We start from the raw sequence: 23,320 nt of genomic DNA, 5'->3' as shown, positions 1-23,320 counted from the left end.
CCCGGGACCCTCGGGCGCGTGGGCCCAACAGCATTCCCCCCACAAATTTTAGAAAGGAGGCGTCTTGGCAAGTCAAGACTGGGCAGAAAAGGACTTCTACAAGATTCTCGGTGTATCCAAGGATGCGTCGGAGGCCGACATCAAGAAGGCCTACCGGAAGCTGGCCCGCAAGCACCACCCGGACACCAACGCCGGTTCCGCTGCTTCGGAAAAGACTTTCAAGGACGTCTCCGAAGCGTATTCAGTGCTCTCAAGCAAGGAAGACCGCGAACAATACGACGCCATCCGCGCCATGGGCGGCGGTGCCCGATTCAGCGCTGGCGGTTCGGGCGCCACTGGCGGCAGCGCCGGCTTTGAGGACGTGTTTGGCGACCTCTTTGGCGGTGGCCGAGGCGGGTCCCGCGGCGGATCACAGGGCTTCAATGGCCAAGGGTTGCCGCCAGAATTTGCGGACCTCTTTGGTGGTGGCGGTGGTGGCGGCTTTGGCGGCTACCAGCCCCGGCCTACCAAGGGTGCGGACAGGACGGCGTCGACCTCCATCTCTTTTGCTGGATCTATCAACGGCACCAAGATTGGCCTGCGCGAACCCAATGGCGACGTCATTGACGTGCGCATTCCGGCAGGCATCAAGGATGGTCAAAAGGTTCGGGTCAAGGGCAAGGGCCAGGCCGGTTCTGCAGGCCCCGGCGACCTGGTGGTCAGCGTCAACGTCAAACCGCACGACTTCTTTGTCCGCGACGGCAACAACATCCGCATCCACGTGCCCGTCACGTTCCCCGAGGCTGCCCTGGGCGCGGATATCAGTGTCCCCACACTGACAGGGGAGAGCGTCAAAGTGCGCGTCCCGGCCGGCACGCCGTCGGGGCGCACCCTGCGGGTCAAGGGAGCCGGCGTGAAAACGTCTAAGGCCACCGGCGACCTGCTGGTCACCATTGACGTTGTTGTTCCGCAGAAGCTGAGCAAGGAAGCGCAGGATGCAGTGCGCGCCTTCGCCGCAGCCACCGCCGACGCCGATCCCCGTGCAGCGTTGGCGGAGAAAGCCAAGCTCTAATCCCCACCCGCCCCACCCTCTGCTCGAAAGGTTGCTGCAAGAAAGGAAACCGCAATGATTGTTGACCCGTACGCACCCATCTTTGTGATTTCCGTGGCGGCACAGTTGGCGGGCATGCACCCGCAGACGCTGCGACAATATGACCGTCTGGGCATCGTCATGCCCAACCGTGCTCCCGGCCGGGCCAGGCGCTATTCCCAGCACGACGTTAACATGCTCCGTGAGGTGCAAAGGCTCTCACAATTGGGTGTTTCCCTCGAGGGTATCCGGCGCATCATGCAGTTGGAAAACCAGGTCGACGTGCTGCAAGCCAAAGTTGCAGAGCTCAGCGAACAGCTCCAGGCGGCCACGGCAGAGATGCACTCACGCCCACCCCGTCCAAGCAGCCGCGTGTTTGCCGCGGGCCTGACGGGCGATGACATTGTGGCCCTGGCCCGCGGCCAACGCCCCCGCCCGCGCAGCCAGGCCGTCGTGATTTGGCGACCGCAGCGCTGACGGGCGAAAACGGGGCCAACTCGCACTGCCACGGGCGAAAACGGGGCCAACTCGCAAGAACGGGGTGAAGATACCCCGTTCTTGCGAGTTGGCCCCGTTTTCGGCGGAGAAACAGAAATGGCGCTGCACCGCGGATGCGGAAAGCTAGTCGCGGAACAGGCCAGCCAAATCGGTGGCCGTCAGCGCCCCTCCAGCCAGTGAATCCCCGCTCATCACGTCGGAGAACAGCTGGGACTTCTTGGCCTTGAGCGCCATGACTTTCTCCTCAATGGTGTCCTTGGCGACGAGCCGGTAGACCATCACGTTCTTCTTCTGCCCGATGCGGTGCGTACGGTCCACGGCCTGCGCCTCGGATGCCGGGTTCCACCACGGGTCCAGGATGAACACGTAGTCGGCCTCGGTCAGGTTCAGCCCAAAGCCACCGGCCTTGAGGCTGATCAGGAACAGCGGTGCCGTGCCCGTCTTGAATTCCTCGACGACGGCGGCACGGTTCCGGGTGGCCCCGTCAAGGTAGGTGAAGTCGATGCCCTCGGCGGTGAGGCGGTCACGCACCTTGCCCAGGAAGCCCGTGAACTGACTGAAGATCAAAGCCCGGTGGCCCTCCTTGACCACATCCTCGAGCTGTTCAAACAACACATCCAGCTTGGAGGAGCGCACCCCTGCGTGCGTGTCATCGACGAGGGACACGTCAAGGCTGAGCTGGCGCAGCAGTGTCAGCGACTGGAATATGGTGAACCGGTTCTTGTTCACATCCTCAAGAAGCCCCAGAATCTTGGCACGCTCACGCTGCAAATGCGTCTGGTAGATCTTTTGGTGGCGCGGGTTCAGCTCCACCTCCAAAATCTGTTCCTGCTTGGCGGGCAGATCCTTGATGACTTGTTCCTTGGTGCGGCGCAACATCAGCGGCTTCACCCGGGCCCGCAGCCTGGTCAGCAGCTCGTTGTTGCCGTTCTTTTCAATGGGCCGCTGGTAAATCTCGGCAAACCGCTTCGGGCTGGGAAACAGCCCGGGGGCCACGATGGACAGCAGCGTCCACAGCTCCATCAAGTTGTTTTCCATGGGCGTTCCCGTCACGGCCAGCTTGAACGGGGCGTTCAACTTGCGGGCACACTGGTACGCCTTGGACTGGTGGTTCTTGACGAACTGCGCCTCATCCAGGATCAACCCGGTAAACGGTTGCATCCCGTATTCGGCGAAGTCGATCCGGAACAGGGCGTAAGAGGTGATGACAATGTCCGCCCCTGCAAAGAATGCGGCCGAATCCAGCCCGCTCTTGGCAAAAGTTTCGGAGACTGTAACAACCTTCAATCCCGGCGCAAACTTCTCGCTTTCACTGGCCCAGTTGCCCACCACCGAGGTCGGCGCCACCACCAGGAAGGGTTTGTCGTTCTCGCCGTCGGCCTTGACCTGACAGATCAGCGCCAGTGTCTGCACGGTTTTACCTAGGCCCATGTCATCGGCCAAAACCCCGCCCATGCCGTAGGTGTGCAGGAAATGCAACCAGTTGAAACCATCCAACTGGTAGGGGCGTAAGGTGGCGTTCAGCGTTGCCGGGGTGGGAAGCGGGTCCGTGGGGCCGCCGTCGAGCAGCCCTGACACGGCCTTCCGCCACGCCTCCGCCTGTTCATCGACAATGCCAAGCTGGGCCAGTTCGTCCCACAAGCCAGCCTGGAAGCGGCTGATCCGCAGCGCGCCATCCTTATTGTCATTGAGCCCGCGCGCCTCGTCAATGAGCTCCCGCAGCTGGTGCAGTTCGGGGCGGTCAAGGGAGAAATAGGCACCGCTGGGCAGCAGCATCCGCGAATTTCCGGCGGCCAGCGCCGAGAAGACGGCCGAGAAAGAGACGAACTGCCCCTCCACGGTGATGACGATGCCCAGGTCAAACCAGTCGCGCTCGTCGGTGGCGTGCGTGGAGATCGACACGATCGGTGCCTCGGTGACCTCGCGATAGTTCGCCGGGTCGCCGCTGGTCTCCACGGAGACGCCGGGCAGCTCGCGCAGGCGTGGCAGCACGCTCTCGCTAAACGTCATGGTGTCCAGCCCGGTCAAGGCGGCGGAACCGGCGAGGCGCGGCTCGCCCCACGCACTGTTGGCTGCCACACCCATGGAGGCAACTTCCTCCCATGGCTGGCCCACACTGGCCACGATCCGCTCCTCGGCGGCGACGTCACGGACAGCGGATTCGCCCAGTTCGGGCCACAACGGGCGCGAATTGATGCGGTTGCCCACCGGGTAATGCCATTCCCAGTGCAGGCGCATGGTGTGGTCGTCGCCGTATGCGGCCAGCAGCGACAGGGTGGGCTCAACATACGCAGGCAGCTCCACGGAATGGTCGGCGGAAACCACCGGCGCAGTCTGCTTCAGCTGCGGGTAAAACTGGGTGAGGAACTTCTCCTCGCCCTCCGCAGGCACGTGGACGGTTTCCTTGCGCAGGGCAAAGTCCAGCAGCTGCGTGGGCGTGTTCGCAGCCAACGGAGCCAAGGTGATGGTTCCACGAACCACGGCATTGCGCCCGGACGTGCCGCTTCCCACGTTTGCTGTGGTGTCGGGCAGATCGCTGAAAAACAGGCCATGGGCAGGCGTTCCAATGATGCCCACAACAGCTTCCGTGACGGGAACGCCCCCCGATTCGATAAGCGAGCCGACTTCCAGGCCACCGGATTCGGACCGGGAAACGTCAAGTTGCACGTTGGCGTCGTCGGTGGAGACCCGCACGGGATCGCCGCTGCTTGACTGCACCAGAGCCACACCGTACTTGTGGGCGTCGGCGAGCAGCTGCCAGAGGTTGCGTCCGGCAAAGTCATTGACAGCCAACCAGGACGCGGCGCTGCTGTGGCTGTATTGTCGCGGGCTGTGGGAGGTGAGGAATTCGCTGAGCCATTCCAACTGGGCCGGATCGTGCTGGCGACCGTAGCTGAGGTAGCCCAGAGTGTTCCAGCTAATGCCTGTTTTGACCCATTTGCCGCGGGTTCCCATCACGACGGGGCGCACGTTCAGGATCGGTGCCGAGGGCACCTTGCCGCCCTTGCCGCGGTAGGAAAAGCGCGGCGGTGGAACCTGCAATTCAAATTGCAGGCCGAGGGCGGGGGCGTCGGCGTCGGGGATTGCCGCGGCGGCTGGCAGTAATTCGCTCAGCGAGGCCTCCCAACTGGGGGCCTGCTCCTGTTCCGTTGAGCTTTCAGCCTTACCGGGGGCCGGCTTGTTTGCCTTGGCGCCCTTGGCGTTGGCAAGTAAGGTCTCCAGGAAGGTGGGTTCCACGGGGGCTTCCTCTGGAACAAAGTAGTCCTGGAAGTTCGAATCGGCTTCGGCGCCAGCGATGAGCGCCACCACGTGCTTGCAATTCTGGCGGACAGGACAGTTGCAGATACCCACCCTGCATGCCACCACGCCGTCGTGCTCACGAACCAGCTTGGCCGTTGAACGGTAAAGGGTGGTGCCCATAACTTTTCCGGAGAGCAGGCCGGTGGCAGGCTCCAGTGTAATCTCGCTCACCCTGCCTTCATCGGCATAGGCACAGCCGGCAGCAATGGAATTATCGGTGAACTCGGCGATCCGCGTCAGCAGTTGCGAACCGGCAGAGGAATACGTCACAGAGCTTGCTTCCTTACGGATTTGTGCGGACCCAAGACGGTGAACCACATCTAAGCAATCTTAGGCGGGATTGGTGGCCAGTTTCACCTCGGGCAGTCAGCAACACTGAATTTGATGCGGTATGGCTTATTGAGTGACCGCAACTTTCCTCTCCGCCACCGGGGTTTTCACGAAGAACAAGGTGAACAGCAGGGCCGCAAGGGCCGTGGCCACCAGAAGCGAGAGCCCGATGGCGTACTTATAGTTTTCAGCATTGGGGTTGTAGGTCATGCCCATGATGAGGGGCGGGAAGTAGCCGCCCAGGCCTCCCGCGGCGCTGACAATGCCGCTGACGATGCCCACTTTCCCGTCCGGGGCCAGGGCGCCCACCCACGCAAACACGCCGCCGGTGCCCAGGCCCAGGGCTGCGGCCATGGCCACAAAGATGGGGCCCGCCTGGACGTCTGCCGCCGGTTCCAGGGCCACGAGCCAGCCCAAAACGGCGACGCCGGCCAAGGAGACCAGAACAACGGGTTTGGAGCCGATCTTGTCCGCCAGGACCCCACCGATGGGCCGGGCAATCACCGCGGCAATAGCAAAGCCTGCGGTTCGGGCACCTGCCGACGACGGGTCGAACGCGTACACGTCCCGCAAGTATGTGGGCAGGTAGGTGGCGAAGGAGACAAAGCCGCCAAACACCACGGCGTACAAAAAACACATCTTCCAGGTGACTGCGAGCTTGGAAGCCTCCAGTAGTTTGGGCACCACCGGCTCGGTGCTGGGCTTCCAGTCCGGGGCGTTCTTCATGAAGGTCCACACCAGCACCGCCATGACGGCCAGCACCCCGGCAATGATCAGGTGGGTTGGCACGTAGCCGATCGATTTGACCATCCGCGGGTTAAGGAACGCGGCCAGCGCAGTCCCGCCCATTCCGGCACCAAAGACGCCGGTGGCAAAGCCGCGCCGCGAGGGCGGGTACCAGGCGCTGACGAACGGGATGCCAACGGCAAACACCGTGCCAGCCACACCCAGCAGGAAGCCGGCCGCCAGGACCAGGGCAAAGGAGTTCAGGGACCCTCCCAACGCCACGAGCAAGACGGGGGGAATGGTGGCGACCAGCACGAAGGTGAACAGTGCCCGGCCGCCGTGCCTGTCCGTCATGGCACCGACCACGATCCGTCCCAGCGAGCCGACGAAGATGGGCATGGCCACCAGGATGCCCATGGTCCCGGCACTGAGGTGCATGGTGGTTGCGTAGTGCGTGCTGAGCGTGGCAACCACGTTCCAGGCCCAGAACCCCACGACCGACGCCACGGTGGCCAGGGTTAGGTTCAACGCCTGGCCCTTCAGGGGCGGCGGCGCCGGTGCAACTGCGGATTTGTTTTGTGCCATGGTCTCTCCTGTAGGACTGGCGCGGGAATGCGCGGGGCCTGGAACGTTGGGTCTAGCGTTTGGTGGTGTCGCGGTCGCGCGTGCCCACGTCGGACCAGCCGTCGCGTGGTGCGACGCTGGCCCCTTTGTCCCGTGAGCGGTACACGATGTATGGGCGGAACAGGTAGTGCAGGGGGGCCGTGAAAGCGTGCACCAGCCGGGTGAACGGCCAGATCGTGAACAGCAGCATCCCCACCAGCGTGTGGATGTGGAATGACGTCGGCGCAGCGGCCATGGCGGCAACGTCCGGTTGGAAGATGAACAGTGAGCGGAACCAGGGCGAGACGGTGTCGCGGTACGTCACCCCGTGTTCGTCGAAGAACACGCTGGCCAGCGTGGTCCACAGGCCAAAGAGGATGGCGGCCAGCAACACCACGTACATGAGTTTGTCGTTCTTGGTGGTTGCCATGAACACCGGCCCGGTCTTGCGGCGACGGTAGATCAGCAAGGCGATGCCGGCCAGTGTCCCCACCCCGGCGATGGTGCCCACAAAAAGCGCGTTGAAGTGGTAGAGGCTTTCGGTCATACCCACCGCCTCGGTCCAGGACTTGGGAATCACCAAACCAAAGAAGTGCCCGGCAATCACCGCGAGCAGGCCAAAGTGAAACAGGGGCGAACCGATCCGCAGCAGCCTGGACTCATACAGCTGAGAGGACCTGGTTGTCCACCCGAACTGGTCGTACTTGTAGCGCCAGATGGAGCCGCCCACCAGGACCACCACCATGACGTAGGGCAGCACGCCCCACAATAAGATGTCCATGCTCATGCTCCTTTCAAGGGCAACAACCGAGGATCGTACGGGTCAAGCCCCACGGATTCGGTGGGCGGGCCGTAGCCGGCCATCCGCATGACAGCTTGTTCATCGGCAGGAGAGGCGCCCGGCAAGGTGGTGCACAGGGCCGCCACAATGTCGCTGTGCACCAGGTTGTCCCGTTGCAGCCCAAACTTGATCAGTTCCAGGCTGGGCCGGTATTGCTGCAGGAGTTCCTGTCCGCGGGCCAAATCAACCGTGGCAGCATACTCCAGCACCATGGGCAGGTAGTCCGGAAGTTCACCGTGGGTGTCCACCAAGGCGCCGCTGCCGCGGTACACGTTCTTAAAGGCGCCCAACACCTCCCCGCGGCGGCGCGTGTCCCCGTCGGTCCAGTAGGACAGGTGCAGGGCGTGACGCTTTCCCAAGTCAAATTCGCGCACATACTGGCCCTGGGCCTCCAATAAAGGCGTGGTTTCCAGGTAGTGGAGCACTGCGGCGAAGGGTGGGAGCGTCTTGGGGAACTCGGAGAGCGCGGCACGGATCATCGGTACCCGGGCCACCAGTTCGGCGTCGGGGTAGGACAAGCACCACCCGGCGGCCAGGTACATCACCTGGGTCCGGCGGCTCATGCCCCCGACCCTCCTTCGGCGGTGTCAACGCCGGCCGCCGTGGCGTGGTGCTGCGGGAACAGTCCGGCCGGTGCCCCGTTGCCGTCCCAGTTCAGCAGGTTCACCCGTCCGCGGAGTGTGTCGGCGCCGGCCACCGAATCGGAGGTCTGGCGGTCCTTGAGCGCGTTGAACGTCTCCACGGCCACGGGGACGGGCCGTCCGCTGGCCTCCCCAAAGGGGGAGTTGCCCATGGCGCCCATGCCGGGTCCGCCGTCGAAGTCCAGGGAACAGCCCATTTCCTCCAGGTCGTGCGCCTGCTCGGCGTGGGCTTTGGGGATCACATAGCGTTCGTCATACTTGGCGATCGCCATGAGCCGGTACATCTCATACATGGTGGCGCCGTCCATGCCCACAGAGGCGGGGATGGACTCGTCAGGGTCCTTGCCCAAGGAGATATCACGCATGTAGGCGCGCATGGCGGCAAGCTTGTGTAGCACCCCGGTGACCAGTTCCGTGTCCCCGGCGGTGAACAGTTCGGCCAGGTATTCAACCGGGATGCGTAAAGCGTCAATGGCGCCAAAGAGCACGTCCTGGTTTTCGGCGTCGTGCCCTTGCTCACGCAACAAGTCGACCACGGGGGACAGCGGGGGGATGTACCAGACCATAGGCATGGTCCGGTACTCCGGGTGCAGCGGCAGGGCCAGCTTGTACACCTTGGTCAGCGCGTACACGGGCGACTTTTGGGCCGCCACAATCCAGTCCTCGGCAATTCCTTGTTTGCGGGCCTCGGCCATGACTTCGGGATCGTTGGGGTCCAGCAGGACGTCCATCTGTGCCTGGTAAAGGTCCTGCGGATCGGTGACCGACGCTGCGGCGGTGACGGCGTCGGCGTCGTACAAGAACAGGCCAAGGTAGCGCAGCCGGCCCACACAGGTCTCCGAACACACGGTGGGCAGGCCCACCTCGATCCGCGGGTAGCAGAAGGTGCACTTCTCGGCCTTGCCGGTCTTGTGGTTGAAGTAGATCTTCTTGTACGGGCAGCCGGTCATGCACTGGCGCCAGCCTCGGCACTGGTCCTGGTCCACTAGCACAATCCCGTCCTCGACGCGCTTGTAAATGGCGCCGGAGGGGCAGGAGGCCATGCAGGAGGGGTTCAGGCAGTGCTCGCAAATGCGCGGCAGATAGAACATGAACGTCTGCTCAAACTCAAACTTGATCTTGTCCTCGGACTCGCGGCGCACCTTCTCCACGATCGGGTCCAGGTGGCCCAGTTCGGAGGTGCCGCCCAAGTCGTCGTCCCAGTTGGCGCTCCACGTGATCTTCGTGTCCTTGCCCGTGATCAGGGACTTGGGGCGGGCCACCGGAAAGTCGTCACCCAGGGGTGCGTCGATCAGGGTCTTGTAGTCGTAGGTCCAGGGCTCGTAGTAGTCCTTGAGCTCGGGCTGGAGGGGGGTGGCGAAGAGGCCGAACAGCTTCTTCACGCGCCCGCCGGCCTTGAGCTTCAGGCGGCCGCGCTTGTTCAGCTCCCAGCCGCCCTTCCATTTCTCCTGGTCCTCGTAGCGGCGAGGGTAACCCTGTCCGGGGCGGGTCTCCACGTTGTTAAACCAGACGTATTCCACCCCTGCCCGGTTGGTCCATGCCTGCTTGCACGTGACCGAGCACGTGTGGCAGCCAATACACTTGTCCAAGTTCATGACCATGCCCATTTGAGCCATTACACGCATTAGTACTGCACCTCCTGGGAACGACGGCGGATGGTGGAAACGTTGTCTCGCTGGTTTCCTGTGGGGCCAAGATAGTTGAACGCGTACGTCAGCTGCGCGTACCCGCCAATGAGGTGAGAGGGTTTCACGAGCAAACGGGTGACGGAGTTGTGGATGCCCCCGCGCCGGCCGGTGGCCTCGGACTTGGGCACGTCGATGGTGCGTTCCTGGGCGTGGTAAATGTAGGCGACGCCTTCGGGCATGCGGTGGCTGACCACGGCCCTGCCCACAAACACGCCGTTCGTATTCACACACTCAACCCATTCGTTGTCCTTCACCTCGATGGAGGCAGCGTCCTGGGGGCTCATCCAGACGGTGGGCCCGCCACGGGAGAGCGAGAGCATGAGCAGGTTGTCCTGGTACTCGGAGTGGATGGACCACTTGGAGTGTGGGGTCAGGTAGCGCACCACAATTTCCTTGTCCCCGTTCGGGCCCAGCTTGGGTTCCCCAAAGAGCTTGTGCATGTCCAGGGGTGGGCGGTAGATGGGAAGCGCCTCGCCAATGTCGATGATCCAGTCGTGGTCCAGGAAGAAATGCATGCGCCCGGTCAGTGTGTGGAAGGGCTTGAGCCGCTCAATATTTTGCGTGAACGGGGCGTAGCGCCGCCCGCCGGTCTCCGAACCTGACCATTCCGGGGAGGTGATCACCGGCACCGGGCCGGCCTGGGTCATGGCGAAGGTAATGTGTTTTTCCTCGCTGCCCTCGGCCAGGTCCACCATCTTGACACCGGTGCGCTTCTCCAATTCCTTGAACCCGCTGACGGCGAGTTGGCCGTTGGTGGTGCCGGAGAAGGCGAGGATCGCCTCAGCGAATTTGGCGTCCGTGTCGATGGCCGGGCGCCCGTGCGCCGTGCCGCCCATCATGACGCCGTTGACCTTGCCCAGGTGGGTGAGGGCCTTGTCCAGTTTGTAGTTCACGTCCTTGACGGTGAACCCGAGCTTGTCCGCCAGAGGTCCGACGGCGGCGAGCTTGTGGGCGATGGCTGTATAGTCGCGCTCCACCACGATGAAGTTGGGCATGTTCTGCCCCGGCACCCCGTCAATGCCGTCCTCACGCCAGTCGCGGACCACCCCGCCCGGCTGGGCGATCTGCCCTACGGTGTCGTGGATCAGCGGGACGCTGACCAGGTCCTTGCGGGTGCCCAGATGCTTTTCCGATTGGCGCGAGAACTCCTCGGCCAGCAGCGTGAACATCTCAAAGTCGGTCTTGGTCTCCCAGGGCGGGTCAATAGCCGGCGTGAAGGCGTGCACAAACGGGTGCATGTCGGTGGATGACAGATCGTGCTTCTCGTACCAGGTTGCGGCGGGGAAGACCACGTCTGAGAGCAAGGTGGTGCTGGTCATGCGGAAGTCCGCGGAGGCAAGGAAGTCCAGTTTCCCTTCCGGGCCCCGTTCATGCCATTTCACGTCCTGGGGTTTGAGGGATTCGTGGTTGTCCTGCCCCATGACGTTGTTGTGCGTGCCGAGCAGGTTCCGCAGGAAGTACTCGTTGCCCTTGGCGGAGGAGCCAAACAGGTTTGAACGCCACAGCACCAACGTGCGCGGCCAGTTTTCCGGGGCGTCAATGTCTTCGATGGCCGGGTTCACGGTGCGGTTCATAAGTGACTGCGCCACCCAGGTCTTCTCATCCACCGCCTCGCCGGCAGCCACCGCGGCGATGGCAGCGTCGGCCAAATCAAGCGGGTTGGTGTCGAATTGCGGATAGAACGGCATCCAGCCCAGCCGCACGGACTGGGCCAGGGCGTCGGCCGTGTGCATGCCGTCCAGGTGGCCGGTGGAAAGCGGGGACTTGAGCGCGTCGGCGGAGTAGCCGTCCTGGCGCCACTGGTCGGTGTGCATGTACCAGTAGCCGGTTCCGATCATGGTCCGGGGCGGGCGCGACCAGTCCAGGGCGTTGGCCAGGGACACCCAGCCGGTGACGGGGCGGCATTTCTCCTGGCCCACATAGTGGGCCCAGCCGCCACCGTTGCGGCCCATGCACCCGGTCAGCATGACCAGGGCCAGGATGGCCCGGTACGTGGTGTCGCCGTGGAACCACTGGCAGATGCCAGCGCCCATGATGATCATGGAGCGGCCCTTGGACTGCTCGGCGTTGCGGGCAAATTCGCGAGCGATCCGGATGCACGCCTGCGCCGGGACGGAGGTGACCTCTTCCTGCCAGGCCGGGGTGTAAGGGGTGGAGGCGTCGTTGTAGTCCGCGGCCCAGTCCCCTGGCAGGCCCGGCCGGCCCACGCCGTACTGGGCCAGCATCAGGTCGTACACAGTGGTGACCAGGTGGCCATCCACAAGTTTGCTGGGCACACCCCGGCGCAGGATGGAACCGGTACCCTGGGGGTCCTCAAAGCACGGCAACAAGATCTCGGTGGTCTCCGTGGAGACCTCGTCCATGCTCAACACCGGTTCAATGCCCTCGAGGTCAAGGTTCCACTTGCCCTCACCTGTCTTGGAATACCTGTGTCCCATGGTGCCGTTGGGTACGATCGCCCGACCTGTGACCTTGTCAAAGAGCATGGTCTTGAATGCAGCGTCCTCGACACCCTCCTGGCCGGGGACGAACGAGGCGGTGAGGAACTTGCTGGGGCTGTACGTCCCGTCGTCGCGCTTTTCCAGGCGGATCAAAAATGGTAGGTCGGTGAACTGGCGCACATAGTCCTGGAAGAACGGGACCTTCCGGTCCACAAAGAACTCCTTGAGCGTCACATGGCCCATGCCCATGGCCAGGGCGGCGTCAGTGCCGGCAGCGGCGGGCAGCCATTCGTCGGCGAACTTGGTGTTGTCCGCGTAGTCGGGGCTGATGGCGATGACCTTCGTGCCGCGGTAGCGCACCTCTGTCATCCAGTGGGCGTCGGGGGTGCGGGTCACTGGGACGTTGGAGCCCCACATCATCAGGTAGGTGGCGTCCCACCAGTCGCCGGACTCGGGGACGTCGGTCTGGTCGCCAAACACCTGGGGGCTGGCGACGGGGAGGTCCGCATACCAGTCGTAAAAGGAGGTCATGACCCCGCCGATGAGCTGCACGAAGCGGGTGCCGATCGCGTGGCTGACCATGGACATGGCGGGGATGGGAGAGAATCCGGCCACCCGGTCCGGGCCGTAGGTCTTGATGGTGTTCACATGGGCGGCGGCGGCAATCTCGATGGCCTCGGCCCATGAGGTGCGCACCAGCCCACCCTTGCCGCGGGCGTTTTGGTACCTCTTGCGCTTCTCCGGGTCGCCGGTGACTTCGGCAAAGGCCAGCACAGGGTCGTTGAGCCGGGACTTGGCCTCGCGGTACATTTCCACGAGCACGCCGCGGGCGTAGGGGAAACGGACCCGGGTGGGGGAGTAGGTATACCAGGAAAAGGCGGCGCCGCGGGGGCAGCCGCGCGGCTCATATTCGGGACTGTCCGGACCCACCGAGGGGTAGTCGGTCTGCTGGGACTCCCACGTGATGATCCCGTCCTTGACGTAGATCTTCCACGAACACGAGCCCGTGCAGTTCACGCCATGGGTGGAGCGCACCACCTTGTCGTGGCTCCACCGGTCTCGATAAAAGATGTCCCCGGAGCGGCCGCCCTCCCGAAAGACGGCACGGGAATCCTCGCTCTCATCCCATTTGGTGAAGAAGCGTCCCAATTTCAACATCGCGTCCGACGCCGGTCCATCGACCCCGGCGGCAATAGTTTCAGCACTCATAGCCCCACCCTAAGGCGTGGTTTCGGCGTTTTCTACCGTCCGTGTATTAGCTGACAAAGAGGTGCGCTAATTGTTGCCCAAAAAATGCCACTTTGCGGCGTTTGTGGCAGGGAATGTGTCATCGGCGCAGTTAAATATGACGCACTACACCTGAACGCTGCATCATCTTTTACCGTGTTTTGGTGAACGCTGCATCACCTAAAGACCTTGCTGGCGTTGGGGTGTTGGGCGTGGACTAGTTGCGGCGGAAGGTGAGGTCGAAGATGACACGGCCCGCCTTGTGCGCCTTGTTCTCAAAGCTGGTCAGGATGCGCCCGTCAAAGCGGGGTGCCCAGCCGCCCACCATGTCCGGCTCGTCGCTTTGTTCGCAGTCCACGCCGCTGAGCCGCGCCTTGGTGAGGGGGCTCTGTGCACCGGTGCGTTCGCCGTCGTGCACGTTGACAAAGTCCTCAGACGCCACGCCGACGTCGCGAATCTGCTCGGCGTAGGTGGACCAGTCGGTTGCCAGCCGCCACACGCCACCGGGTGCCAGGACGCGGGCGACGAGGGGGGCGAATGTGTCCTTGACCATGCGGCGTTTGTTGTGCTTGGTCTTGTGCCACGGGTCCGGGAAGAACACCCACACCTGGCTGACCGAGCCGGCCGGGAGCATGGTGGAGAGGACCTCGGGGGCGTTGGCTTGCACAACGCGGACGTTGTTTAGTTGCGCGGCCACGATCTTTTGGATGGTCTGGGCCAGGCCCGGTGTGTAAACTTCCACGGCCAGGAAGTCCTTGTCCGGGTTTTCCTTGGCAGCGTGCACCACGGCGTCGCCCAGCCCGGAGCCGATCTCAACGACTAGGGGGGCCACGCGGCCAAACTCGGCCTCGGCGTCGAAGACGTAGTCGGGGTGGACGGAGGTGTCCGCGATATGGCGGGGGACATCCACGGCCAGCGTGTCGGAGTGCTCGTTCCAGGCCTGCTGGCGGCGGCCCTGCAACCGGGTGCCGCGGCGCACGAAGGACACCGGCTGGGTGCGGTAGGTGCCCTCCGCGGCCTGGCTCCCTGGGGTGACGGGGCGGGCCGAGCCGTCCTCGGTGCGCGGGGCGCGCGGCTCCGCCGGTGATGGTGCGGCGGCAGAGGCTGGTGCGGCGGCAGGGGACTCGGAAGCTGGAAATTCACTCATTCCTTTAAGCGTACCGGGGGCTTTGGTAGATTCCTGCTCGGGCCCTTCATTATGCGCAGCAAGGCACCCTTCGGGTTGCTCAGCTCGGCCAGTGGCGCAGCCCGCCGGGGTTGGCCCTGCGCATAAAGAAAGTCGCCTGGAAGGTGAGTTAGGGCACTAAGGTGAGGCTCCGGCGTCGTGCCGCTGTTAGGATAGAATTACTTAATGTGCATCTTGCGCATTCTGCGTCGATGAACGCATGCAACTTGTCCCGCACGGTTTTGCTTTGAAAGCACTCGCGGTTGACACGCTCTGGCATTGAATCGGCGAACCCGTGGTCAAAACTGCCCGTGGGACGTTGAACCGCCTTACGAAAGATTCTCTCTTTACATGACAACTTTTGCTGCCCTTGGTGCGCCCAAGGAAATCGTTGCTTCACTCGCCGCTCAGGGCATTGAAGAAGCATTCCCCATCCAGATCAAGACCTTGCCGGACACCCTGGCAGGCCGGGATGTGTTGGGCCGCGGCCGCACCGGCTCGGGCAAGACTATTGCCTTCGCCATCCCGCTGGTTGCCCGCCTTGCCGAGCGCGAAGCCCCGTACTTCCGCAAGCCCGGCCGCCCCATGGGTCTGGTGCTGGCACCCACCCGTGAGCTGGCCACCCAGCTGAACAACACCATCGAGCCGTTGGCCAAGGCCATGGGCTTAAACACCACGGTCATTTACGGCGGCGTCTCCCAGGCCCGTCAGGAAAAGGCACTGCGCGCAGGCGTTGACATTGTCATCGCCTGCCCGGGCCGCCTCGAAGACCTCATGAAGCAGCGCATCGTGTCGCTGGAAAACGTTGAGATCACCGTGCTGGACGAGGCCGACCACATGGCGGACCTCGGCTTCCTTCCCGTGGTCAAGCGCCTGCTGGACACCACCCCCACCCAGGGCCAGCGCATGCTGTTCTCCGCCACCTTGGATAACGGCGTGGACAAGATTGTTCAGCGCTACCTCTCCAACCAGCTCACCCACTCGGTGGACGAGCCCACGGCGTCGGTATCCACCATGGAGCACCACGTCCTGGTTGTTGGCGATCAGACCATCAAGAAGCAGGTTATCGTCGAGCTGGCGTCCGGGGCCGGGCGTCGCATCCTGTTCATGCGGACCAAGCACCACGCCCGCAAGCTGGCCAAGACCCTGACCGACGCCGGCATCCCCGCCGTCGACCTCCACGGAAACCTTTCACAGAACGCACGTGATAGGAACCTGGCCGAGTTCTCCACCGGCGACGTCCGCGTCCTGGTTGCCACCGACGTTGCCGCCCGCGGCGTGCACGTTGACGACATTGAACTGGTCATCCACGTTGACCCGCCCACAGAGCACAAGGCATACCTGCACCGATCAGGGCGTACGGCTCGTGCCGGGTCCGACGGCGTTGTTGTCACCTTGACGCTTCCCGAGCAGCAGAGCGACGTCAAGAAGCTCATGAAGGCAGCCGGTGTCGACGTGAACTTTGAGCGCGTCACCGCCAGCTCACCGACCATCGCCAACATGGTGGGCAATGTTGCCGACAAGATTGACCCGCGTACCCGTGCGGCGTTGCTCGCAGCGAAGCAGCCGGCACAGGGTGGTGGCACCTCCAACGGCGCCAACGCCCAGCGCAAGCGCTCGGTCCGGTCCGGCGCAGCCCCCACAGTCGGTGGACGTGGCGGTCGCGGTGGGCGCGGTCGCGTTGCCGGTGACGCCTCCGCCGAGGGGAACCGCTCGGAGCGCCGTGAAGGCCAGCCGCAGGGTGCCCGCTTTGGCGGTGCAGGCCGTCCGGCACGTTCCGGTGAGGGCCGTCCGGCACGTGCAGCAGGCGAGGGTCGCCCGGCTCGCGACGGCGACGTGGCCCGCGGCAACCGCGCAGGCCAGGGGTCAGCGCCCCGCAGTTCCTCGCACAACAACGACGCCCCGCGCAGCACTTCACGCGGGGCCGGCCAGGGTGGGGCCGTCTGGTCCTCCAACACCGGTGGCACCTCAGGTGGCAGCTTCAACTCCAACGGTGGCGGTGCAGGCCGTCCGGCACGTGCCGGTGGCGGGCCCCGCCGTGCCTCGGCTCCTGCCTCCAACCAGCGCCGCGGCCGCTAGTCCCCACTTGCCGGCCGGATAAATCGCTGGCGCGATTTCCCCGGAACCTGGCAAGCGTGGGCCCATCCACCGCTTTGTGGGCCCAATGTTCGGGACCGGATAAATCGCTGGCGCGATTTCCCCGGAACCTGGCAAGCGTGGGCCCATCCACCGCTCGAACTTCGACGCCGGCACCCCTTCTGGGTGCCGGCGTCGTGCTCTAAGCTGGTACCGACGCCGAGACAGGCGGAACGTGCCGAAACCGACGTTTCGGCTCGTCTGTTTCGGCACGGATCCTTCCTACTCGGGGTCAGGGGCCGGAAGGGCACCGGCCTTGGCAGCCGTCCCGGCAAACCTTCCTGCCGCAACCGTGGCGGCGGCAATGGTGACGAGGGCGCCTAGGACCAGCGCCGACGGTTCCCCCGGAGCCAGTAGGTTCGCCTGGATACCAATGGTTGCCGCGGCGACGGGAACGCCCAGCTGCGAGGCGGACAGGACCCCGAGAGGCAGCGGCTGGCCGAAGAAGCGCGTGACGGAGTGGGCGGCGATGGCCCCCACTCCCAGCGCCAGCCCCAGCAAGATCATGGGTGGGTGGGCTGCAAGTTCGTGCAGGTTCAAGGAGGCGCCTAGCCACAGGAAAAACAGCGGACCGAGGAATCCCTCGGTGATCGCGAACAGTTGCCGCGCCAGCCTGCGCGGCTCCCCTGCCGCGGAAACCACCAGCCCAAACACGAATCCTGCCAGCATGATGGAGACATGGCTCCAGACGGCCAGTCCGGCCAGGGCAAACAAGATGATGAGCTGGATGCGCAGCTCAAGGGCAAATTTCCTGGACTCGGACACCTTGTGGATGCGGTCCCGTAGGCCGGTCCGTTCGCCTTGCCGCAGCAGGACAAAAACGACGCCGGAGCAGGCCAGCACCGCTAAGGAACCCAGCGCTGCAGTCCCCGCGGTGGCGGGATCCAGAGCAAGCGGCAGGGCAATAATAGCCAAGGTGTCGGCCAGGGCAACCTGAGCGGTCATGGCCAGGACGTTGGGGCCAGCCAGTCCCAGCGAGCCCACAATGGGCAGTACCAAGGCGGCGGACGACGACGCCAGCAACACGATGTACAAGGGCGCATGGCCGCCGCCAAACACGCTGGCCAGGGCTATGCCGATGGCAGCCGCCACGACGGAAACGGCAATCAGGCCCAGTGCCCCGCGGCCCAGGGCGGAGCGGATCGCCTTGTTTCGAACCGGTACATGGGTCCCCGCAACGAACATGACGAGCGCAAACCCCATGTCGGCCAAGAACGTAAAGGTGGGCTCGGCGGGATCCACCAGGTTCAAGGCGGTGCGGCCAATGAGCAGGCCGGCCAGTAATTCACCGATCACCACGGGCAGGCGCCACTTTTGCGGGAGCGCCAGCAAGGGGCCAAGCAGAGCTGCAACGCAAATAAGTGCAAGCACGGGGAACGTCACGGTTGTTTCCGGCCAGTCCTTGGTGAACGGTGTTGTTCCATGTGCCCATTCTGCATGCTGGGATGCCGTTCCCCAAGGCATGCAGGACCGTCGGTGACGGTGCAAAGCCCGGATATTGGCCCAAAAGATGAATCCGCCAGCTTTTGGGTTGAACTCGAGGTGAGACACCCGAGGTGGCGCCGGCACGGCTGAAGCCGTGGATACGGTTGCAAACATGGAAAAGCGGATGAGAGTCTTGCGATTTTGGGGCGCCCCCGCGGTGGCAATCGTCTTCATCGTTCTGTGGTGCGTGGGCTAGGCCGGACGAATGGGCCCCTGGCCAGGGTTCCCCTCCTGGAACGGAACGTTGCCACTTGCGTTCGCAACGGCAACTCTCGCGGTTGCCGCCTGGAAACCCTATGTGTCTCTGGGCCTGGCGACTGCCTTGTTGGTGGGCCAGCTTCTCCACCTCATCCCGTCCATGGAGGCGAACCACTGGGCCATTTATGTGGGTTCCTTCCTTGCATTCGGGTTCATCCAGTGGAACGGCACCCGCAGGGAACGGTTCGTTTCGGGAGCCGCCAATGTGGTGTCTGCGGCCATCATGGCAGTGCTCATGCTGTCGTGGCGCTACGGTCAAGGCGTCGGCTGGTACAACAGCCACTACGGTGATTTTTCGACATTCAAAAACTTTGGTTGGCCCGTGTTTGGGCTGCTGCTGATGATTGCGGCAGCCTGCGCCGCGGCGGGCCTGCTACTTTCCCTCTTCGAGGAACAAAGGGGATTGTTCCAGGACCGCAATCTGGCCCGGGCGTCCTTGCTGGAGGCAGAAGTGGACCTGATCATCGAGCAGGAGCGGACCAGTATTTCCCGGGACCTCCATGACGTGCTGGCCCATTCGCTGGCCGTTATCGCCGCCCAGGCCGACGGTGCCATGTACTTGGGCGAGGATCAGCCCGCGCCTGTGCGCAAGGCCCTAGAGAATATTTCCCGCTTTGCACCCAGTGCCCTGGTGGACGCCCAACGTGTCATTGAAGGGGTGGGCGACGGCGAAGTGGCGGCTCCCCAGCCTCGCCTCAGCAATGTGCGGCCCTGCTGGAAAGGATGCAGCAAGGCAGTCTGAGGATTGCCCACAGCGAGTCCGGAACACCGATGGAGCTGACCACCGGGGCCCAGGTTGCCGTGTTTCGGATCGTGCAGGAGTGCCTGACCCATGCGCTCAAGCATAGCGGGCTGGGTACCGCGGCGAGGGTGCACTTTGACTGGAGAGGGCCAGGGCTGACGCTTCACATTTCCTCGGACGTGCCAGCGGTCACGACCAGTGGCCAGGGCGCGGCACCGGAAACCCGCACGGGGCGGGGGATTGCCGGCATGCGGGAAAGGGCACATCTGGCCGGAGGATGGCTGACGGCGGGGCCCGACGGGACGCAATTCCGGGTTACCTTTTTCATCCCCTACGGGACCCGGCTGGGTGAACATAGCGGCATGGGTCAGGTGCTTGAAAACGCGGTAGACCGTATCGGCTTGGGTGCCGGGGATGTTCGTCAGGAAGCAATTGGTCGTGGGTGATTCAACGAACCCCATCACGGTGGCGTTGGTGGACGACCAGGAGCTTTTCCGGGCGGGCATCCGCATGCTGATAGAAAGCCAGCAGGACATGGAGCTGGTGGCCGAGGCCGGGGATGGCGAGGAAGCAGTGGCGCTCGCCGCCCGACTCTGCCCCGACGTCATGCTCATGGACTTGAGAATGCCTGGCATGGACGGTGTCACCGCGACTCGCCGCATCGCCGAAGAGTCACTGGCCGCGGGAACCGACAAGCCGCGGATCATTGCGTTGACCACCTTCAACCGTGACCAGGCAGTGGTTGAGGCCGTGCAGGCGGGGGCCAGCGGCTATCTGCTCAAGAGCGCCGAGCCGGAGTTTCTGTTCGCGGCGATCCGCACCGTGTACTCGGGCTATTCGGTTATTGCGCCCGGCTCAATCCACGAGCTCTTCGCGCACGCCGCCAGGTCATTTCCCGTTGCTGATCCCGATCTATCGGTGTTGGAAGGGCCCTCGGCAAGGGAACGTGACGTCTTTCTCCTGGCAGCCAAGGGTCTGGGCAACAGCGAAATTGCCGGGAGCTTGTTCGTCTCAGAGGCGACGGTCAAGACCCACCTGCGCAGTGTTTTGGACAAACTTGGTTTGCGAGCCCGGCCCCAACTCGTCGCTTTGTCTACGAGCGACGTCTGTTGGGGTGAGCGAACAATGATGGGAGGCGCCCACCACATGAGTACCGCGTGCCTCAGTCGAAGGTCAAGCACTGAGGTAGTCGGCGAGGAGGCCCTCTGCTGGGCTGAGGTCGGCCGGTCAGGCGTGGAGCTGTCGCCGTCGACTGTTCAGTGGTGCCGTGGTGGCGGCATTGATTCTGGCGCTGATTTTCTTCATGAGCCATTTCGGGTAGCTCGGTGGTGTTATATCGGGTGGTGGTGGGGGGGGTAGTAGCGGCCGGTGGGGGAGGTCCATCCGGGGCGTCCGGGGTCGTTTTGCCGCCCTGATCCCATGGGGTGAGGTGATCGCGCCCGGCGTGGACGGCTTTAACGGTGCAGCCCGGGAAGGTGCAGAATTCGTTGCTGGCCTGCAGCATGGTCCGCATTTTTTACTTACCCAGAGGGTGTCCGGGGTGAGGGCTAGAGCTTCCCCCGTCAGGGGATCGGTAAAGGCCCGGTAGAAACATGAGGCGTTGGCCAGGAGGCGTTTGGCGATATCGATGCTGATGGGCCCGTATCCTTCCAATAGTGCGGGGGCATTGCTGACGACTATCAGTGACAGGGCAGGGATCAACACCACGGGCATGACTGCCGGCATTGGCGGCAACCCCGACCACGCCACTCCGGGGAGACCACCATTGGGCGCGGCGGTGCCGGTGATCCAGGAGTCCGGGCGCCACGGGTCTGGGGCCCAGAGGTCGGGAATGGGGAACTCGGGTTCGCTGCCGTCTTCTATGGTCCAAGGTTCCGTGCTGAACCCTTGGCGGCTGAACACATCGTCCATTCCGGGTGGATCGTCCTGCGGTGGGTTGTTCTCGGTGGTGTGTGGGCACTGGTGAGAGTTGATGCCATTGGCAGCGAAGTCCTGGCCGAGTCGGATGATTGCTGCGACGTCGGCTCGCAGTTAGGTGAGGTTCCGGGCCTCGCTGGGACGTTGGGCATTTTTGGCAATGAAAGTACATTGATCCCAGATGCCCTCTACCGTGGGTGCCGGCAGGTAGAGGCTGAGCCAAGACATGCCATCGTGGACGCGTTGGACCTCGATCCGCCGTTGCTCGTAGGCCACCTTGGTGCGGGTAGTGATCGATTCGGGTTGGGTTCTCTCCCGCAACCGCCGAGCCTTGTCCCTAAAGGAGCACAACGTGCAGCCGGCTTTACCAAGCAATGTCTGTTCATAAGCGGTGATGGCGGCTTCCGGGATGCCAGAGGAACGCAAAGTCAGGGACTTATCGGCGATGACCACGGCGTGTCCCCAAGAGATCGCACCGTCTCGAAGAGACGTGAACGTTGCCGGGAGGTTCCGGATTAGTGTCGCCAAGTGTTCCATTAACTCGCCGGCTTGTCCCTCGCTCACCGTCAGGACGGCGGCGATTTCTGCACGGCAACTCATGGCCGACAAGGTGTTTTGCCATAAATCGAGACCAAGGGCCGTGTCTTCGGCATGGGTTGCGCAGTACCGGAGTTCAATCACGGCGGCCTTGAACGCGGCTGTGGCATCCTCCAAGGACTTCAGCGCCGACAGAGCAGCGAAACAGTCATCACTGACTGTTCGTGCCGCCTCAACCTTCGTTAGACGTGGCACGCCCGTCAGGTCGAACGGATCGGCGAAGGGTGCAAAGTCAGGCAAGCCCAGTAAGCCGGCAGAGGTGGTGTCGAAACGGGAAATGTCCGGAAAGTGTCAGTGCTGTGATTAGCTCCGCCGCAGTGGGTGCGGCTGGCGACTCGCCCCGTTCTCCGGGGACCAGCACCGGACTACTTATACCACAATTTTACGAACAATATCCTAAGGAAATAATATTTTCTAGAAAAAGAATTCTATAACTTTAATGTTCGACATCCGCCTTGAAGTTTCGCCACCTCCTGACATCGCCAACTGCACGGGTCGCCTCCTGACTGTCGGCTCAGCCCACATGCTCATCAGAGTGGGACGAATCGTCACTTTCAACAGTTGCGTACTCTTGCACCGGTGCCGCCAACGTCCTACCGTGGGGGCAAGGCCGTCACGGCCGAGGAAGCAACCGAGGAAGCAACTGAGGAAGCAACTATGGAGTGGGAGCTGCCGCAATGAGTTCAGACGACGTGGAAATTTCGACCCGACTCCGTCCCGGTGAATGGACGCAGGAGAGCCTAGACGAGCTGGTCAGGGAGTACCAACACAAGATCGCGGAAATGGGGGCGGCGCCCAACGAGATCAAGACCCATATTGAACACACAGAGGCTGGCGGCGTGAAAGTCCGTGTGGAGTGGGACAAGGGGCTCTAAGAGTATTAGGCGCTTCGGAACGGCGGCCGCACCTTGTCCGAGGTGGTCGACTCCGGGCGTTCCAGTCCGGCAAAGGGTTCCAGATCCTTAATAAAGGCCGGCCGATCATTCCGGGGGAGGGCTGTGGCTCCGTAGCTGAGGAAGATGGCTGCGGGAGGTTGCTTGATCTGCGCATAGTTGGATGCCGCCTTTCCAGCAGGGGCAAGTGCGGCGTCATGGATCTCCACTGACACCCATTGGGTGTCGCCGTACGCGGTGCCGAACCAAACAAAAGTTTCCGGCGATTCCAGCCCGGTTTTGTCCAGGCCCCGGGCGGAGGCGAAGCCATTCACGATCTCCACCACGCGGGCCCACTCGGCGCTGGGCGGAACCGTGCCGCTGGCCCACGACACCGAGTTGTAGGTGGTGCTCATGGCTACTCCGCCGTAGCCGTTGCCGGCCCCGGCGTGCCAGCTGGACTCACCCGAGGTTGCCCAGGCCAGCCCGAACTCCTGGGTTAGGGCCGCCGTGATGTCCGTCAGGATCCCGGCGCTCACCGACTCGATGTCTTCCGCGACAGGAGCCCTCAGTAGCTGGTCCGGTTCATTGCCGGACGGGGCCGGGAAGTCCTTCCAGTCGACGGCGACCTCCTCGCCGGACGCGGTCGTATAGCTGGTTCTCGGTGATGACGTGCAGGCCGACAGTCCACCCAATAACAGCGCGGCCGCAAGGGCCGCGGACGCGGCCCGCCAACGAAGTTTCACAAGTACCCCCTATAAACCCCAGCCTAGGCCGCAGGTAC

17 protein-coding genes are annotated in these 23,320 nt (G+C 63.4%); 7 read left to right on the top strand and 10 right to left on the bottom strand.

Features of this window, described 5'->3' with window-relative positions; translation table 11 throughout:
• The first annotated feature begins 64 nt into the window (after nt 1-64).
• Both AOC05_RS14435 and AOC05_RS14430 read left to right on the top strand, forming a co-directional pair.
• Entirely contained in the window at nt 65-1,051 is a 987-nt protein-coding gene (locus AOC05_RS14435) for a DnaJ C-terminal domain-containing protein (protein WP_062007830.1), read from the top strand.
• Nucleotides 1,052-1,105: 54 nt separating this feature from the next.
• On the top strand, nt 1,106-1,546 hold the full coding sequence (locus AOC05_RS14430; RefSeq protein WP_062007829.1) for a heat shock protein transcriptional repressor HspR: 441 nt from the start codon (nt 1,106-1,108) through the stop codon (nt 1,544-1,546).
• Nucleotides 1,547-1,690: 144 nt separating this feature from the next.
• On the opposite strand, the gene AOC05_RS14425 is transcribed toward AOC05_RS14430, so the two are convergent.
• The 7 genes from AOC05_RS14425 to trmB form a co-directional block, all read right to left on the bottom strand.
• On the bottom strand, nt 1,691-5,137 hold the full coding sequence (locus AOC05_RS14425) for a DEAD/DEAH box helicase (protein ID WP_062007828.1): 3,447 nt from the start codon (nt 5,135-5,137) through the stop codon (nt 1,691-1,693).
• A gap of 126 nt (nt 5,138-5,263) precedes the next feature.
• Nucleotides 5,264-6,508 carry a nitrate/nitrite transporter gene (locus AOC05_RS14420; protein WP_062007827.1) on the bottom strand — a complete coding sequence of 415 codons (1,245 nt, stop codon included), beginning with the start codon at nt 6,506-6,508 and terminating at the stop codon, nt 5,264-5,266.
• A 52-nt stretch (nt 6,509-6,560) separates the two neighbouring features.
• Entirely contained in the window at nt 6,561-7,307 is a 747-nt protein-coding gene (gene narI / locus AOC05_RS14415) for a respiratory nitrate reductase subunit gamma (protein ID WP_062007826.1), read from the bottom strand.
• Between the two features lie 2 nt (nt 7,308-7,309).
• Nucleotides 7,310-7,930, bottom strand: a complete 621-nt coding sequence (gene narJ, locus AOC05_RS14410; protein WP_062007825.1) for a nitrate reductase molybdenum cofactor assembly chaperone — start codon at nt 7,928-7,930, stop codon at nt 7,310-7,312.
• Complete coding sequence (narH, locus tag AOC05_RS14405; RefSeq protein ID WP_062007824.1) at nt 7,927-9,633, bottom strand: nitrate reductase subunit beta; 1,707 nt, start codon at nt 9,631-9,633, stop codon at nt 7,927-7,929. The genes narJ and narH overlap by 4 nt, the downstream gene beginning before the upstream one ends.
• Nucleotides 9,633-13,346 carry a nitrate reductase subunit alpha gene (locus AOC05_RS14400; RefSeq protein ID WP_062007823.1) on the bottom strand — a complete coding sequence of 1,238 codons (3,714 nt, stop codon included), beginning with the start codon at nt 13,344-13,346 and terminating at the stop codon, nt 9,633-9,635. Before AOC05_RS14400 ends, narH begins: the two co-directional genes overlap by 1 nt.
• A gap of 235 nt (nt 13,347-13,581) precedes the next feature.
• Nucleotides 13,582-14,511 carry a tRNA (guanosine(46)-N7)-methyltransferase TrmB gene (gene trmB, locus AOC05_RS14395; protein WP_062007822.1) on the bottom strand — a complete coding sequence of 310 codons (930 nt, stop codon included), beginning with the start codon at nt 14,509-14,511 and terminating at the stop codon, nt 13,582-13,584.
• 369 nt (nt 14,512-14,880) lie between these two features.
• Between trmB and AOC05_RS14390 the strand changes: the two genes are divergently transcribed.
• Complete coding sequence (locus tag AOC05_RS14390) at nt 14,881-16,608, top strand: DEAD/DEAH box helicase (protein ID WP_062007821.1); 1,728 nt, start codon at nt 14,881-14,883, stop codon at nt 16,606-16,608.
• A gap of 279 nt (nt 16,609-16,887) precedes the next feature.
• Here AOC05_RS14390 and AOC05_RS14385 read toward each other — a convergent pair whose 3' ends face one another.
• Nucleotides 16,888-18,048: a cation:proton antiporter gene (locus tag AOC05_RS14385; RefSeq protein WP_062009829.1), complete on the bottom strand. Its 1,161-nt coding sequence runs from the start codon at nt 18,046-18,048 to the stop codon at nt 16,888-16,890.
• A gap of 307 nt (nt 18,049-18,355) precedes the next feature.
• Between AOC05_RS14385 and AOC05_RS20215 the strand changes: the two genes are divergently transcribed.
• From AOC05_RS20215 to AOC05_RS14370, 3 genes are read left to right on the top strand one after another with little or no spacing between them, the layout of a single operon-like run.
• Nucleotides 18,356-19,150, top strand: a complete 795-nt coding sequence (locus tag AOC05_RS20215; RefSeq protein WP_231687121.1) for a sensor histidine kinase — start codon at nt 18,356-18,358, stop codon at nt 19,148-19,150.
• Nucleotides 19,132-19,596, top strand: coding sequence for a sensor histidine kinase (locus AOC05_RS20210; RefSeq protein ID WP_062007819.1), 465 nt, complete (start codon nt 19,132-19,134; stop codon nt 19,594-19,596). Before AOC05_RS20215 ends, AOC05_RS20210 begins: the two co-directional genes overlap by 19 nt.
• Entirely contained in the window at nt 19,589-20,509 is a 921-nt protein-coding gene (locus AOC05_RS14370; protein ID WP_335337597.1) for a response regulator transcription factor, read from the top strand. Before AOC05_RS20210 ends, AOC05_RS14370 begins: the two co-directional genes overlap by 8 nt.
• A gap of 672 nt (nt 20,510-21,181) precedes the next feature.
• Here the strand turns inward: AOC05_RS14370 and AOC05_RS14365 are convergent.
• Nucleotides 21,182-21,904 (bottom strand): DUF222 domain-containing protein, encoded by a 723-nt coding sequence (locus AOC05_RS14365; protein ID WP_062007818.1) that lies wholly within the window; start codon nt 21,902-21,904, stop codon nt 21,182-21,184.
• Nucleotides 21,905-22,341: 437 nt separating this feature from the next.
• Here AOC05_RS14365 and AOC05_RS14360 point away from each other — a divergent pair, with 437 nt between their 5' ends.
• On the top strand, nt 22,342-22,539 hold the full coding sequence (locus AOC05_RS14360) for a hypothetical protein (protein ID WP_062007817.1): 198 nt from the start codon (nt 22,342-22,344) through the stop codon (nt 22,537-22,539).
• A 5-nt stretch (nt 22,540-22,544) separates the two neighbouring features.
• Here AOC05_RS14360 and AOC05_RS14355 read toward each other — a convergent pair whose 3' ends face one another.
• Nucleotides 22,545-23,282, bottom strand: coding sequence for a hypothetical protein (locus AOC05_RS14355; RefSeq protein WP_062007816.1), 738 nt, complete (start codon nt 23,280-23,282; stop codon nt 22,545-22,547).
• Nucleotides 23,283-23,320: the final 38 nt, after the last annotated feature.

The organism is Arthrobacter alpinus, assembly GCF_001294625.1.
Classification (GTDB): Bacteria; Actinomycetota; Actinomycetes; order Actinomycetales; family Micrococcaceae; genus Specibacter; species Specibacter alpinus_A.
Note: the sequence above shows the minus strand (reverse complement) of the source record. Positions and strands in the feature narration are given on the sequence as shown.

Bases quoted from the DNA above. Each gene is read 5' to 3' on its own strand.
- AOC05_RS14430 (WP_062007829.1), top strand. From the start codon at position 1,106: ATGATTGTTGACCCGTACGCACCCATCTTTGTGATTTCCGTGGCGGCA.
- AOC05_RS14420 (WP_062007827.1), bottom strand. From the start codon at position 6,508: ATGGCACAAAACAAATCCGCAGTTGCACCGGCGCCGCCGCCCCTGAAG.
- narI (WP_062007826.1), bottom strand. From the start codon at position 7,307: ATGGACATCTTATTGTGGGGCGTGCTGCCCTACGTCATGGTGGTGGTC.
- narJ (WP_062007825.1), bottom strand. From the start codon at position 7,930: ATGAGCCGCCGGACCCAGGTGATGTACCTGGCCGCCGGGTGGTGCTTG.
- narH (WP_062007824.1), bottom strand. From the start codon at position 9,633: ATGCGTGTAATGGCTCAAATGGGCATGGTCATGAACTTGGACAAGTGT.
- AOC05_RS14400 (WP_062007823.1), bottom strand. From the start codon at position 13,346: ATGAGTGCTGAAACTATTGCCGCCGGGGTCGATGGACCGGCGTCGGAC.
- trmB (WP_062007822.1), bottom strand. From the start codon at position 14,511: ATGAGTGAATTTCCAGCTTCCGAGTCCCCTGCCGCCGCACCAGCCTCT.
- AOC05_RS14390 (WP_062007821.1), top strand. From the start codon at position 14,881: ATGACAACTTTTGCTGCCCTTGGTGCGCCCAAGGAAATCGTTGCTTCA.
- AOC05_RS20215 (WP_231687121.1), top strand. From the start codon at position 18,356: ATGGGCCCCTGGCCAGGGTTCCCCTCCTGGAACGGAACGTTGCCACTT.
- AOC05_RS20210 (WP_062007819.1), top strand. From the start codon at position 19,132: ATGCAGCAAGGCAGTCTGAGGATTGCCCACAGCGAGTCCGGAACACCG.
- AOC05_RS14360 (WP_062007817.1), top strand. From the start codon at position 22,342: ATGAGTTCAGACGACGTGGAAATTTCGACCCGACTCCGTCCCGGTGAA.